Origin of the sequence: Candidatus Accumulibacter meliphilus (assembly GCF_036625345.1) — a bacterium.
Taxonomy (GTDB): Bacteria; Pseudomonadota; Gammaproteobacteria; order Burkholderiales; family Rhodocyclaceae; genus Accumulibacter; species Accumulibacter meliphilus.
The window spans coordinates 106,460-119,801 of record NZ_JAZKTZ010000006.1 but is presented as its reverse complement, the minus strand read 5'-3'; the positions used below and the strand labels follow the sequence as shown (position 1 = coordinate 119,801).

Annotated in this window: 10 protein-coding genes; 4 read left to right on the top strand and 6 right to left on the bottom strand. The window is 60.9% G+C overall.

Annotation, left to right across the window (positions count from 1 at the left end; all coding sequences use genetic code 11):
- The first annotated feature begins 24 nt into the window (after window positions 1-24).
- A complete protein-coding gene (locus V5B40_RS13570) occupies window positions 25-1,245 on the top strand; it encodes an IS110 family transposase (protein WP_332355001.1) in 1,221 nt (406 codons plus the stop codon).
- A gap of 449 nt (window positions 1,246-1,694) precedes the next feature.
- The gene (locus tag V5B40_RS13565; RefSeq protein WP_332355001.1) at window positions 1,695-2,915 is read left to right on the top strand and encodes an IS110 family transposase; all 1,221 of its coding nucleotides are present in this window, start codon (window positions 1,695-1,697) and stop codon (window positions 2,913-2,915) included.
- A 153-nt stretch (window positions 2,916-3,068) separates the two neighbouring features.
- Here the strand turns inward: V5B40_RS13565 and V5B40_RS13560 are convergent, their stop codons facing one another.
- From V5B40_RS13560 to V5B40_RS13535, 6 genes are all read right to left on the bottom strand, one after another.
- Window positions 3,069-3,929: an ABC transporter permease subunit gene (locus V5B40_RS13560; RefSeq protein WP_332355000.1), complete on the bottom strand. Its 861-nt coding sequence runs from the start codon at window positions 3,927-3,929 to the stop codon at window positions 3,069-3,071.
- Entirely contained in the window at window positions 3,926-4,939 is a 1,014-nt protein-coding gene (locus tag V5B40_RS13555; protein WP_332354999.1) for an ABC transporter permease subunit, read from the bottom strand. The genes V5B40_RS13560 and V5B40_RS13555 overlap by 4 nt, the downstream gene beginning before the upstream one ends.
- Before the next feature lie 8 nt (window positions 4,940-4,947).
- On the bottom strand, window positions 4,948-6,093 hold the full coding sequence (locus tag V5B40_RS13550) for an ABC transporter ATP-binding protein (RefSeq protein WP_332354998.1): 1,146 nt from the start codon (window positions 6,091-6,093) through the stop codon (window positions 4,948-4,950).
- Between the two features lie 107 nt (window positions 6,094-6,200).
- Window positions 6,201-7,385: a polyamine ABC transporter substrate-binding protein gene (locus V5B40_RS13545; RefSeq protein WP_332354997.1), complete on the bottom strand. Its 1,185-nt coding sequence runs from the start codon at window positions 7,383-7,385 to the stop codon at window positions 6,201-6,203.
- 106 nt (window positions 7,386-7,491) lie between these two features.
- The gene (locus V5B40_RS13540; protein ID WP_332354996.1) at window positions 7,492-8,106 is read right to left on the bottom strand and encodes a hypothetical protein; all 615 of its coding nucleotides are present in this window, start codon (window positions 8,104-8,106) and stop codon (window positions 7,492-7,494) included.
- Window positions 8,103-9,161, bottom strand: a complete 1,059-nt coding sequence (locus tag V5B40_RS13535; RefSeq protein WP_332354995.1) for an alpha/beta fold hydrolase — start codon at window positions 9,159-9,161, stop codon at window positions 8,103-8,105. Before V5B40_RS13535 ends, V5B40_RS13540 begins: the two co-directional genes overlap by 4 nt.
- A gap of 133 nt (window positions 9,162-9,294) precedes the next feature.
- Here V5B40_RS13535 and V5B40_RS13530 point away from each other — a divergent pair, with 133 nt between their 5' ends.
- Entirely contained in the window at window positions 9,295-11,823 is a 2,529-nt protein-coding gene (locus V5B40_RS13530; protein WP_332354994.1) for an alpha/beta hydrolase, read from the top strand.
- Between the two features lie 35 nt (window positions 11,824-11,858).
- Entirely contained in the window at window positions 11,859-13,193 is a 1,335-nt protein-coding gene (locus V5B40_RS13525; RefSeq protein ID WP_332354993.1) for an alpha/beta hydrolase, read from the top strand.
- Window positions 13,194-13,342: the final 149 nt, after the last annotated feature.

The window sequence follows — 13,342 nt, the reverse complement described above, 5'->3', positions numbered from 1 at the left end:
AAGTTTATTGCGAAAGGAGACGGTATGGAACTGGTTCCGATCCACAAGCGGGTCATTGGACTCGACATTCATCAAGCCCAGATCACGGCGTGCGCGATCATCGAGGAATCGAGCGGCGAGACACGCATCGAACAACGGCAATTTGGTGCCTTCAAACGCGATCGACGGGCGCTGGCGGCCTGGGCGGCGGCGCTTGAGCCTGAGGAAGTCGTTATGGAAAGCACAGGCATCTACTGGAAGAGTCCGTACGCAGCGCTGGAGGCGGTGGGTATCCGGGCGACGGTGGTCAATGCCCGCCACGTCAAGCAGGTGCCCGGGCGCAAGACCGATGTTGGTGATGCCCAGTGGCTGGCCACCCTGGCGAGAGCCGGTTTGCTGCGCGGGTCTTTCGTGCCACCGGCCAAACTGCGCGAACTGCGTCTGATCGCTCGGCAGCGGCAAAAGCTCGTTGGCCTGCTCTCGTCCGAGAAGAACCGCATGCACAAAGTGCTGACCGACGCCGGCATTCGCCTGGGTGTCGTCGTCAGTGACATCCACGGGCAGTCGGCACGGGCGATGATCAAAGGCCTCCTTGCCGGCCAGCCGCCCCAAGAGGTACTCAACCTCGCCAGCCGACGCCTCAAAGCCAGTCGTGAGGAGTTGCACGATGCCCTGCAGGGCGAATTGACCGCGAGCCATGTGTTCGTTCTAGACGAACTGTTGCGGCATATCGAAGAGCTCGAAGCGCGCATCGCCCGCTTCGACGCCCGCCTGCTCGGCGAGTTGGCCAGTGAGATGAATGCGCTGGCGCTGCTGCAAACGCTGCCGGGCGTCGACCTCATCGGCGCGGCCATGCTGCTGGTCGAGATCGGCAGCGACATGAGTGCCTTTGGTTCCCCGGACCGGCTCGCTTCCTGGGTTGGCGTTTGTCCGGGCAACAACGAGTCGGCCGGAAAACGAAAGTCGGGGCGCGTGCGCAAGGGTAATCTCTACGTTCGCCGACTTCTCTGTGAGTTCGCTCACGCCGCCAGCCGGACCAAATCAGCGTTCCAGTCAAAGTTCCAGTCGCTGATCGTTCGCCGTGGTCACAAACGGGCCATCGTCGCGCTGGCTCACAAAATGTTGCGCACCATCTTCTTCATGCTCAAGCGTGGCGAACACTACCGGGATTCCGCCACCAACTATGAGCAGCTTTCCGTACAGCGCAACGCTTCTCGCTGGATCAAGGCTCTGACTCGCTTCGGCTTCATCCCCGCAGCCGCTTGATTCACAGCAACCCATTTGCATGACCCCAGGCGGTCAGGGTTTCGTGCGTCTTCCAACTGGCTTCTTTCACATTAACGGTCATGACAGTCGAGATACCCGGGATGATGAAAGTCATGACCGTCCCCCTCTTCCCCCGGCCCTTCTCCCGCAGGGGGAGAAGGGAAATTCGTGAGTCGCATACGCGACTTTCACATTAACGGTCATTGCAGTTGCGGCCGCCCCGGATCATGAAAGAAAATTCGAGTTGGGAAGCGATGGGTAGAGGTCGCGCAAAGCTTTGGCGGCTCGACCCCGAACTTTAACGTGACCCGCTGAACCGACTCGTACCCCGGATTGCTGCCATCGAGCGCACACATTAAAAGGGCCGTTGGCGACCTGTCGCCTTCAGGCAACTTCGGTTCTGGCACCCACCGCTTCCCGTCTTCAAGTTTATTGCGAAAGGAGACGGTATGGAACTGGTTCCGATCCACAAGCGGGTCATTGGACTCGACATTCATCAAGCCCAGATCACGGCGTGCGCGATCATCGAGGAATCGAGCGGCGAGACACGCATCGAACAACGGCAATTTGGTGCCTTCAAACGCGATCGACGGGCGCTGGCGGCCTGGGCGGCGGCGCTTGAGCCTGAGGAAGTCGTTATGGAAAGCACAGGCATCTACTGGAAGAGTCCGTACGCAGCGCTGGAGGCGGTGGGTATCCGGGCGACGGTGGTCAATGCCCGCCACGTCAAGCAGGTGCCCGGGCGCAAGACCGATGTTGGTGATGCCCAGTGGCTGGCCACCCTGGCGAGAGCCGGTTTGCTGCGCGGGTCTTTCGTGCCACCGGCCAAACTGCGCGAACTGCGTCTGATCGCTCGGCAGCGGCAAAAGCTCGTTGGCCTGCTCTCGTCCGAGAAGAACCGCATGCACAAAGTGCTGACCGACGCCGGCATTCGCCTGGGTGTCGTCGTCAGTGACATCCACGGGCAGTCGGCACGGGCGATGATCAAAGGCCTCCTTGCCGGCCAGCCGCCCCAAGAGGTACTCAACCTCGCCAGCCGACGCCTCAAAGCCAGTCGTGAGGAGTTGCACGATGCCCTGCAGGGCGAATTGACCGCGAGCCATGTGTTCGTTCTAGACGAACTGTTGCGGCATATCGAAGAGCTCGAAGCGCGCATCGCCCGCTTCGACGCCCGCCTGCTCGGCGAGTTGGCCAGTGAGATGAATGCGCTGGCGCTGCTGCAAACGCTGCCGGGCGTCGACCTCATCGGCGCGGCCATGCTGCTGGTCGAGATCGGCAGCGACATGAGTGCCTTTGGTTCCCCGGACCGGCTCGCTTCCTGGGTTGGCGTTTGTCCGGGCAACAACGAGTCGGCCGGAAAACGAAAGTCGGGGCGCGTGCGCAAGGGTAATCTCTACGTTCGCCGACTTCTCTGTGAGTTCGCTCACGCCGCCAGCCGGACCAAATCAGCGTTCCAGTCAAAGTTCCAGTCGCTGATCGTTCGCCGTGGTCACAAACGGGCCATCGTCGCGCTGGCTCACAAAATGTTGCGCACCATCTTCTTCATGCTCAAGCGTGGCGAACACTACCGGGATTCCGCCACCAACTATGAGCAGCTTTCCGTACAGCGCAACGCTTCTCGCTGGATCAAGGCTCTGACTCGCTTCGGCTTCATCCCCGCAGCCGCTTGATTCACAGCAACCCATTTGCATGACCCCAGGCGGTCAGGGTTTCGTGCGTCTTCCAACTGGCTTCTTTCACATTAATTCAAAGAGCGAGGAATCCACGCAAGGTGGAACATCCGAGCACTCCCACATACGTTTTCCCAACCGGACGACACCCGCTCACGACGAACGGCCCTGGTGAAAAGCCGAGCCAAGCGCCATCTGCATGTTCCGCTGACGGGCGCGGTCCCTGCGCAGGGTCACGAATCCGGCGATGAGCACGCCCAGTGTGACCAGCGAAACCATGATCGTCGCCAGGGCGTTGATGTCCGGACTGACGCCCAGGCGCACTTTCGAGAAGATCACCATTGGCAGGGTGCTCGAGCCGGGACCGGAGACGAAACTGGCGATCACCAGGTCGTCGAGCGAAATGGTGAATGCCAGCAGCCAGCCCGAGATCAGGGCTGGCGAGATGATCGGCAGGGTGATCAACAGAAACACCTTGGCCGGTCGCGCACCCAGATCCATGGCGGCTTCTTCCAGCGAAACATCGAGCGACGACAGGCGCGATTGCACGATCACTGCCACATAGGACAGGGTCAGCGTCATGTGGGCGATGGTGATGGTGCTGACACCGCGGCCTTCGGGCCAGCCAAAAGCGTGTTCGCTGGCGACGAAGAGCAGTAGTAGCGACAAGCCGGTGATCACTTCGGGCATGACCAGTGGGGCGGTGATCATGCCGGTGAACAGCGTGCGTCCGCGGAAGCGGCCAAAGCGGGCCAGCGCCAGGCCGGCCAGGGTGCCGAGGATGGTGGCGCCGGTGGCAGTCACCGCCGCGACGCGCAGCGACAGCCATGCGGCATCGAGAAGTTGCGTGTTCTCGAACAGGCGGCCGTACCATTCGGTGGAAAATCCCCCCCAGACGGTGACCAGGCGCGACTTGTTGAAGGAATAGAAAACCAGCGACAGGATCGGGATATACAGGAAGGCAAAACCAAGCACCAGGAAGGAAAGCCTGACCAGGGAGGCTTTCGGTCTCATGAGCGTGCGGCGCTTGCGCGTCCCTGCAGGCGCTGGAAATACATGATCGGTGCGACCAGGAGGAGGAGCAGGACGATGGCGACCGCGCTGGCTACCGGCCAGTCGCGATTGTTGAAGAACTCCGTCCATAGCACCTTGCCGATCATCAGCGAGTCCGATGGTCCGAGCAAGGCGGGAATGACGTACTCGCCGACGGCGGGGATGAAGACCAGCATGCAGCCGGCAACGATGCCCGGTAGGGACAAGGGCAGGGTGATGCTGGCAAAGGCACGTAGCGGGCGGCAACCGAGGTCTTCTGCGGCTTCGAGCAGGGTCAGGTCCATTTTTTCCAGGTTGGCGTATAGCGGCATGACCATGAACGGCAGGTAGCAGTAGACAATGCCCAGGTAGGTCGCAAAATCGGTGTGCAGCATGACAATCGGTTGATCAATGACGCCCAGCCAGATCAGGAAGTTGTTGAGCAGGCCGTTGTTTTTCAGGAGGCCGATCCAGGCGTAGACGCGCAGCAGGAAGGATGTCCAGAAGGGCAGAATCACCAGCATCAGAAGAATGCCGCGCCAGCGAGGAGCGCTGCGGGCGATGGCGTAGGCCAAAGGATAGCCGATCAATAGCGCCGCCACGGTCGACACAGCGGCTACCTGCAGCGAATTGACGAAAGCGCGCAGATACAGGCTGTCTTCAAAGAGGTACAGGAAATTGCCGGGATTGACGTTCAAGCGGATATCGGCCAGCTGCTCGCCAGCCCATTCGAGCAAGGGCTGGTACGGCGGCATCGCGATCTGCGTTTCCGAAAAGGAAATCTTCAGCACGATCACGAAGGGTACGACAAAGAACAGCAAGAGCCACAGGTAGGGCACGGCAATCACTGCAGTGCGGGCGCTGATTCTCCAGCGTATCAGGAGAATTTGTGTGCAGCGGCAGGGCGGCAGTTTGCCGATGGCATCGAACAGGCGGCGGCTGCCGCCTGCGAATCGTTCGGCCAAAAGCGCAGCGGCCAGGCCTGGCTGCATTTTTGGTTTCATTCGCTGACGATCACCGGACTGCTGGCGTGCCAATGCAAATAGACCGCTTGTTCCCAGGTGATGCTCTCTTCGTCGTGACGCCAGACGTTGGGGCGGGTGACCCGGACGATCTTGCCGCACTCCAGCCGAATCAGCATGACCGACAGATCCCCCAGATAGGCGATCTCCTTCACCACGCCGCGCGTCCAGTTGGCTGCGCCTTGCGGCGGCTGCACGGAGAGCTGGATTTTTTCTGGCCGAATCGCCACCCAGAGCCTGGTTTGTGGCGCTGAAAAGCGGGCGCTGAACACTTCGACCGGTCGTTCGAGCTCTGCACAGCGGATGCGGAGGGCGCTGGACTCGCTGGCCGTCACTTGGCCTGCGAAGAGATTTACCGAGCCGACGAATTCGGCAACGAAGCGGTTACCCGGCGACTCGTAAATCTCCTGGGGTGTTCCCACCTGGACGATCCGGCCGTGGTCCATGACCCCGATGCGTGAGGAGAGAGTCATCGCCTCTTCCTGGTCGTGGGTGACGACCACGAAGGTCACCCCCAGTTCTTCCTGCAAGTTAACCAGTTCGAACTGGGTATGCTCGCGCAGCTTCTTGTCGAGTGCGCCCAGCGGTTCGTCGAGCAACAGCAGTTTGGGTTGCTTGATCAGTGCCCGGGCCAACGCGACTCGCTGCCGCTGGCCGCCCGACAACTGGTCCGGCTTACGTTTGCCAAACTCGGAAAGACGCACCAGTTTCAGCATCTGCGCCACGCGCTCGGCAATCTCGGAGCGCGGACGGTGCTCCATCCGCAGACCAAAGCCGACGTTCTGGTCGACGCTCATGTGCGGGAAGAGGGCATAGGACTGGAACATCATGTTGACCGGACGTTCGTAGGGCGGGATACCGCTCATGTCCAGACCGTCGATGTAGATCTTGCCGCTGCTGGGTTCCTCGAATCCGGCCAGCATGCGCAGCAGCGTCGTCTTGCCGCAACCCGATCCGCCGAGCAGGCAGAACAGTTCGCTGCGATAGATATTCAGCGAGACATCATCGACGGCGACAAAGCCGGAGAAGCTTTTGCTTACCCGCTCGATGCGGATGTAAGGCTCGACTGCGGGATCGTTCCACGGGCGAGCTGGGTGGCTGGGGGCCGGTGCCGACGAAGCCATTCAGATTCCAGCTTGAAATATCCAGGCAACACGACCAGGCACGAGGCGAGCCCGCAGGCGGCGAGTGATCGGGGCGGCGCGTGCTCGGCGGCCGTCATTGCCCGCCATCACTGGCTTGTCTGGAAGCGCGTCCAGCTGCGGGTCAACAGACGGTTGTAGTCGTCACCCACTGCCAGTTCAGGGGACAGCTTGGCTTTCGCCTCGGCGCTGGGGAAGACGCTGGGATCGTTCTTTACTTCAGGAGCGATGAACTGTTCGGAAGCAAGATTGCCGTTTGGATAGTGCACCGCATTGGAGTTGCTCGCTGCCACTTGCGGCTGCATCAGGTAGTCGATGAACAGATGCGCATTGCGGGGATGTTTGGCGTCGGCGGGAATCACCATCATGTCGAACCAAATGATGCTGCCCTCCTTGGGCAAGGCATAGGCTACCTTCACCCCTTTGCCGGCCTCCCTGGCGCGATCGCGCGCTTGCAGCACGTCGCCACTGTAGCCGACCGCAATGCACAGGTCGCCGTTGGCCAGATCTTCGATGTATTGCGATGAATTGATTTTGCGCACATAGGGCCGGATTTTCATCAACTGCTCTTCGACCAGCTGCAGATCCGCGGGGTCCTGGCTGTTGGGATCCTTGCCGAGGTAGATCAGGACAATGCTGCGGATATCGGACGCGGCATCGAGGATCGAGATGCCGCAATCCTTGAATTTGGCGGCGTATTTCGGATCAAGCACCAGCGCCCAGGAGTCCAGTGGCGCATCGGGCATGATCTGCTTGATCTGGTCGACGTTGTAGCCGATGCCATCGGTTCCCCACATGTAGGGAATGGCGTGCGCATTGTTCGGGTCGTGCAAGGCGACGCGCTGCATGATCGACGGATCCATGTTGCCGAGATTCGTCAGCAGGGCCTTGTCCAGTTTCTGGAACACGCCGGCCTTGATCTGACGTTCCATGAACTGTGCCGAAGGCATCACCAGGTCGTAACCGGTATTGCCCGCGAGAAGCTTGGTCTCGACCACCTCGTTGGCATCGAAGACGTCGTAATTGATCTTGATCCCGTACCTGGCTTCGAAGTTCTTGACCGTCTCCGGGGCGATGTAGTCCGACCAGTTGTAGACGTTGAGCACCTTCTCCGCGTCGGTGGCGCCGGGAGCAGCGGGCGCGGCGGCAACGGCTGCTGCCGGCGGCGCAGCAACTTCCGCTTCCTCGCCACAGGCAGCCAGCAGGATTGCCGCGACGCCCAGACAGGCAAGTCTGGCGGCACCGGTGGGGCGTAAAGGCGAGCGGATGTGCATGGCGTTTTCTTTCCTGCAAAGGGCGATGGCCGAAGCGTAACCCAGTGCCAGCTATAGGCCAAGAGGCAGATCAATGCACGCCCGGCGGGCGGGTGAGCAGGGTTGGTCAGGTGGCAGAGAGCCAGGCGAGAAAGGCGCTGAACACGCCGTCTACCAACTCCTGGTCCTGCTCGACGAGCGTTTCGCGTTCGGCCAGCGGCATGTCTGCCTCGATGTTTTTCAACAGGCGGATCTGCGTTTGCAGCATGCGGCCGTTTTCCTGTTCGATGCGGCTCAGGGCGACGACGTACGGATCGAGCGGGTCGGCATTGTCCGGAATGATCGGGAGCAGCCGGATGCGCGCCAGTTGTGCATGGCCGAGCGAGATGCCGCGGTAAACAGCCCGCGGATTGAACATCGGCCCCGGCGGCATCATGATCTGGCCCCAGGCGGTGAGCAGTGGTGTGACGATGCGGTTCGCCTCGAGCGCCAGCAACGGGTTGCTTGCCCACTGCGTGGTTCGTGCCAGCAAGGTCACGGCTTCCAGTTCGCGCGCCGACTGCGAAATGAGGAACTGCTGGAGCAGACCGAGGCCCGGCATCCATTGCAGGCTGGCCTGGAACATCAGGTTGCCGTTCTTGGCCGCGCTCAGCACGAGCGCGATCTTGGACTGGATTTCCGGTGTGAAGCCGGTGGCGGCGATGCGGTCGCGGGCTTGGTCGAAACCTACAGGGTCGATCATGGTTTTGTCTTCCGGGTAACGGTCTTGCGGACGGCAGCGACGGGAAGCGGTGCCGGCGTTGCGGCAGGACTTTTGGCGGGACGCCTGGCTGCGGAATTTGCAGGGGTCCTGGCTAGCACCGGCTCTGGTGCTTTCACCGGCGCGGCGATCTGAACGGCGCGCATCCAGTCGCCGGCGATGGGCAGCCACTGTTCGGGCGCGGCTGGGTCCTCATTGGCGATCCACACGCTCTGGTCGCCTTTCCATGCGCCGGTATCGACCTGCTCGAGGAAGACCTCGATCTGGCGCATGGTCACCGTCGGCATTTCCAGCGTGAAGGCATGGTAGGCATGCTGGATTATAAGCAGTCGCGAATTGGCGATCTTGCTGCGCATCAGTTCGTGGCACTCGCGTGGTGTGAAGAAATCGAACTCGCCGTTCATGATCAGCGTCGGTACCTTGATCTTGTGCAGGTCAGGCGTCAGGGGTTTGAAGGCGGTGAAGGATTCCATCAGGTTCTGCATGGCGTAAGCATCGTTGCCGATGTAGCCGGCGCGTTTCATGGCCGGAATGCGCTCGCGGTTGGCGGCGATCCATGCCGAGCTCATGTTCATCGGGTAGAGCATGCTCTGCATGTAGGGCAGGCCGACGTCGGTCAGGCCCTGCGTCATCACTGTGCCGAGAAATTCAAGTTGCGGCGTCAGTTCGGCGAAGGTGCTCATCGCCACGAGGCTGTGCAGGCGCTGGCCGTAGCGGATCGCGAAATCGAGGGCGATGATGCCGCCGAAGGAAATGCTGGCCAGATGGGTCTTGTCGATCTTCAACTCATCGAGCAGGACGGCGAGCATGTCGGCGTGCGCCGCCAGCGGGATGTCGATGACCGGCTTCGAGGAGCGCCCCTGGCCGATCATGTCGTAGGCCAGAACGCGGTAGCCGCGCGGAACGAAATACTCGGCGTAGCTTTTCCACAGGTTGGCATTCTGGGTCAGGCCGTTGAGGAAGGTGATGACCGGCCTGTCGAGGTCGCCCGCCAGTTCGAAATTGACTTGGTGATGGCCGAAATAAGCTGTGGACATGTTGCGATGCACCAGAATGAGTCGGTGGAAAAAGGTCTTTACTGCCCATGGAAACTGGCTATGATGATAGCGCGTCTGGGGGGTAGTTAATGAATTACCGCCAAGTTATCGAGGGAAAACGGAGGATCGACTCATGAGAAACAAACTGGCGGGTTGGCGAAGCTTTGTGCGTGGTGCGGTGTCGGTGATGCTGACACTGTCGCTGACGTGTGCAGCGTATGCCCAGCAACCCTTGACTCCGCGTTCGGTAAACGACGCGCTGGACAAGATGAAGCTGACCTACGAGGTCAAGAACTTCAAGATCGGCGGCAAGTACGACCTGGCCAACGCCACGTCCTTCGAGAACGGTGCAGAAGGCGGCACGACCCTTGAGTCGCTCGGTGCCGGGCCGGCCAGGACCGCATACATCGCGGTCGGCACACCCAAGAAGAACAACAAGGGCGAGATCATCAACGCCATCGTCATCAACTCGTATTACTCCGGCGATGCAACGGCGATGTACACCAACTGGTACGCAGGGCAGGCTGGCAATGCCTTCTCGGGTGGCGCGCTGGTCGGCCCCGGGCTGCTCTTCGACACCGATCGTTTCTACGTCGTATTCGTCGACGCGCTCGGCTTGTGGGGCGCCTCCAAGCCATCCGACGGCTTGGGCATGAAGTTCCCGGTCTACAGCTACTACGACGTCGTCCAGCTCAACTATCGCCTGCTCCGCGACAAGCTGAACATTGGCCAGGTTGTGCTCGCTACCGGTGCTTCGATGGGTGGCACCCAGGCTTACTACTGGGGTCTGATGTATCCCGGATTCGTCAAGGCGGTGATGCCGATCGGCGGCGCCTCGGCGACCGACGGCGAAGGCCCGGTCGCAGCCTGGACCTTCCAGCTGGCCAAGGCAGCGCTCGAATCCGACCCGGTGTGGGTCGAGACCAAGGGCGACTATTACAAGCTGCCCAAGGACCAGCACCCGAACAAGGGCGTCGAGTTTCACTGGTCGATGCTGTCACTCACCGGCTACCAGTTGAACTACCGCCAGTCGCTGGGCTGGGAGGCCGTTTCGAAGGAGGTCTTCACCTGGAAGGATGACCCGCGCATGGGCAAGGATGCGGGTGCCAACCTGAAGCGCCTGGCCAGTCAGTTCGACGGCGTCGATCTCTGGTACCGCGACACGGTCGGCGAGATCCACAACATCAACAAACTGCTGCCGGGCATGCAGGCGCGCACGCTGGTGGTGCACATCGACAACGACCAGTGGTTGATTTCCGACAAGGCCAAGGAAGCAGCGCAGTTGATCCCCGGCGGGCAGTATGTCGGCTTCCCGGACAAGACCGCCCACTACGCCGTGTTCAAGGCGCCGAATTCGCTCAAGACCAACCCGACATTCGACACCTTCATGCGCGATATCGGGGTGATCTCCGACAAGACGATCGTCTGCGAAGCGAAGAATTACCGTTCGCCGAAGATCAACATGAAACCCGACCCCAACAAGTCCTTCTGGAAGGACGAGATGGTGTCGCCGTTCCCGGTCAAGTACGCCAAGGTCAAGGACAAGCGCGGCGTCGAATGGGAAATCGGCTACATGGATGAATACTGCGGCAAGGCGAGCAATCCGCCGACCCTGGTCGTCGTCCATGGCAAGGGCGCTTTCGGTGCGCACTACGGCTACCTGATCAAGTACGCAGTTGAGCGCGGTTACCGCGTGATCGCACCAGACATGCCGCAGTGGGGTATGTCCGGTCCGGGCAACATCGACAAACCGATGACTCGCACCCTGAACGATGTGCGCGATGCTTTCCATGCGCTGGTGGTCGGCAAGTTGGGGGTCAATAAGGCCTTCTACCACGGCCATTCGCTGGGCGGCCAGACGGTGATCGGCTATGCCATGCTCTATCCCAATGCCGTGCAGGGCCTGATCCTTGAAGGTCCGGCCGGCCTTGAGGAGTATCCGAAGTCCATCGAAATGAACGGCAAGTCGTATCCGATCTGCGACCCGTCTATCGCCTACGATCTCAAGGCCTGGAACGCGGCCTACGAGCCGATGGGCCTGGTGTCCAGTGAGATCAATAAGACGCCGCAGGCGGTGGAAGACTTCTTCTACTTCCGCAAACGCGACGCCGCCGGCAACGTGACGGCAAGTCCGGCCGGCTACTTCTTCAACGACACCGAGTATGCGCGCCTGCATACCAACCAGCGCATCGCCATGATGACCGGCAACAAGCGCGAGTTCGAGCAGTGGGCGTTCATGTTTACCTACGACCTCTACTCGATCTGCTCGGAAAACGTTAAGGAAGACCCGAACTCGATCTACAAGCGCCTGCCGACGATCAAGGCTCCGATCTTCCTGACCTTCGGGGCCAAGGAACCGTTCATCCCGGGTACTGCGCTGAACGGGCTGACCGACATGGCCAAGACGATCGTCATTCCGTTCAAGCAGCGCATGACCTTCGCCGGCAACCCGCCGACCATCAAGGTCTATCCGAACGTCGGGCACTTCATCCATACCGACGTGCCTTACGAGTTCGCCAAGGATACGGTGGACTTCATGCGCAGCGGCAAGGTGGACCTGATGTCAGCTGACGTCATCGAGGCCCTGATCAACCCGGTTGGTGAGGGTGCGGCAGCGCCGGCCGCTGCCTCGTCCGGCAAGCCGTCCGGCCTTGCCAAGTGAGGTGCGCCATGAAAAAAAACATGAGGAAATCGGACGTGAAAAAGCAGATCATCGTTCTGGCACTGACGGCGGCCTTCGTACTGCCCGGTGCGACCTGGGCTGCCGAAGGCAAGGTACAGATTACGCCGCCGTCGGCTGTCATGGCCCAGGACCAGCTCAAGAAGTATTACGAGATTCCGAACTTCCGTATCGGGGGCAAGTACAACCTCGACGCCGATCCGGAGTCCTGGCGCAACGGCGGGGAGGGCGGCACGACGCTTGAGTCGCTCGGCGCTGCGCCGCTGCGGGCCGCCTACATTGCGGTAGGTACGCCCAAGCGTAACGACAAGGGTGAGATCGTCAATGCGGTGATCATCAACACCTACTATTCGGGCGACTCGACCTGGATGTACAACACCTGGTACGAAGGGCAGCCGCTGAATGCCTTCTCGGGCGGCGCCGTTGTCGGCCCGGGTCGCACCATCGACACCAACCGCTACTACGTGGTCTTCCTCGATGCGCTCGGGTTGTGGGGTGCGTCCAAGCCGTCGGATGGTCTGGGCCGCAAGTTCCCGCAGTACAGTTACTTCGACATGGTCCAGGCCAACTACCGGATGCTGCGCGAGCACCTGAATATCGGTCAGGTCGAGGTGGCGACCGGTGTCTCGATGGGTGCCACCCAAAGCTGGGTATGGGGCGTAATGCATTCGCCGAGCGGCTTCGTCAAGGCGATCATGCCGATCGGTGGGACGACGGCTTCCGATGGTGACGATGCGGTCGGTCAGTGGACTTTCCGCCTGGGGCAGGCGGCTATCGAGAGCGATCCAGTGTGGCGCAAGACCAATGGCAACTACTACGATCTGCCGCTTGACCAGCACCCCAAGCAGGGGCTGGAGTTCATGTGGTCGATCCTGCAACTGACCGGCTATACCTTCCCGGTCCGTTCGTCGACCCCGTGGTCGACGCTGCAGAAAGAAGTCTTCTACTGGGAACCGAAGGGCGACGAGACGCTGACCTACATCAACCGGACCAAGAACGAGGATATGGTCGACTACTGGTACCGCAACGAGAGTGGTTTCAACTACAACATCAACAAGGAGTTGAAGCGGATAAAGGCGCGGACGCTGGTGGTGCACGTCGATACTGATCAATGGCTGATGGTCGAGAACGCAAAGAAGGCAGCGCAGGCTGTACAGGGGGCGTACTTCGCGAGTTTCCCGGATGCGACGGCGCACTACGGCGTGTTCAAGGCGCCGAACGTGCTCAAGAGTACGATCCAGGCTTTTGTGGAGAATACGTTCACGACCAATTTGCCGGGTGTCGGCGGAGGTGGCGGCGGGGGTGGCGCCGTTGAGGCACCGGCGGCGAAACCAGCGGGGCTGGCGAAGTAGCACGGTTCCGGGAAGAAGGGCCGCTGTTATGGCGGCCTTTCAGCTTCTGGGTTGAATTTTGCTCCACGCGGGACGTCGTTCGCAGCAGCCGGCTACGCCCGGTCGCGCGGCGGCGAATGAAAACGGAGGATGGGGCGACAGCAGAGAGC

Bases quoted from the DNA above. Each gene is read 5' to 3' on its own strand.
- V5B40_RS13570 (WP_332355001.1), top strand. From the start codon at position 25: ATGGAACTGGTTCCGATCCACAAGCGGGTCATTGGACTCGACATTCAT.
- V5B40_RS13565 (WP_332355001.1), top strand. From the start codon at position 1,695: ATGGAACTGGTTCCGATCCACAAGCGGGTCATTGGACTCGACATTCAT.
- V5B40_RS13560 (WP_332355000.1), bottom strand. From the start codon at position 3,929: ATGAGACCGAAAGCCTCCCTGGTCAGGCTTTCCTTCCTGGTGCTTGGT.
- V5B40_RS13555 (WP_332354999.1), bottom strand. From the start codon at position 4,939: ATGCAGCCAGGCCTGGCCGCTGCGCTTTTGGCCGAACGATTCGCAGGC.
- V5B40_RS13550 (WP_332354998.1), bottom strand. From the start codon at position 6,093: ATGGCTTCGTCGGCACCGGCCCCCAGCCACCCAGCTCGCCCGTGGAAC.
- V5B40_RS13545 (WP_332354997.1), bottom strand. From the start codon at position 7,385: ATGCACATCCGCTCGCCTTTACGCCCCACCGGTGCCGCCAGACTTGCC.
- V5B40_RS13540 (WP_332354996.1), bottom strand. From the start codon at position 8,106: ATGATCGACCCTGTAGGTTTCGACCAAGCCCGCGACCGCATCGCCGCC.
- V5B40_RS13535 (WP_332354995.1), bottom strand. From the start codon at position 9,161: ATGTCCACAGCTTATTTCGGCCATCACCAAGTCAATTTCGAACTGGCG.
- V5B40_RS13530 (WP_332354994.1), top strand. From the start codon at position 9,295: ATGAGAAACAAACTGGCGGGTTGGCGAAGCTTTGTGCGTGGTGCGGTG.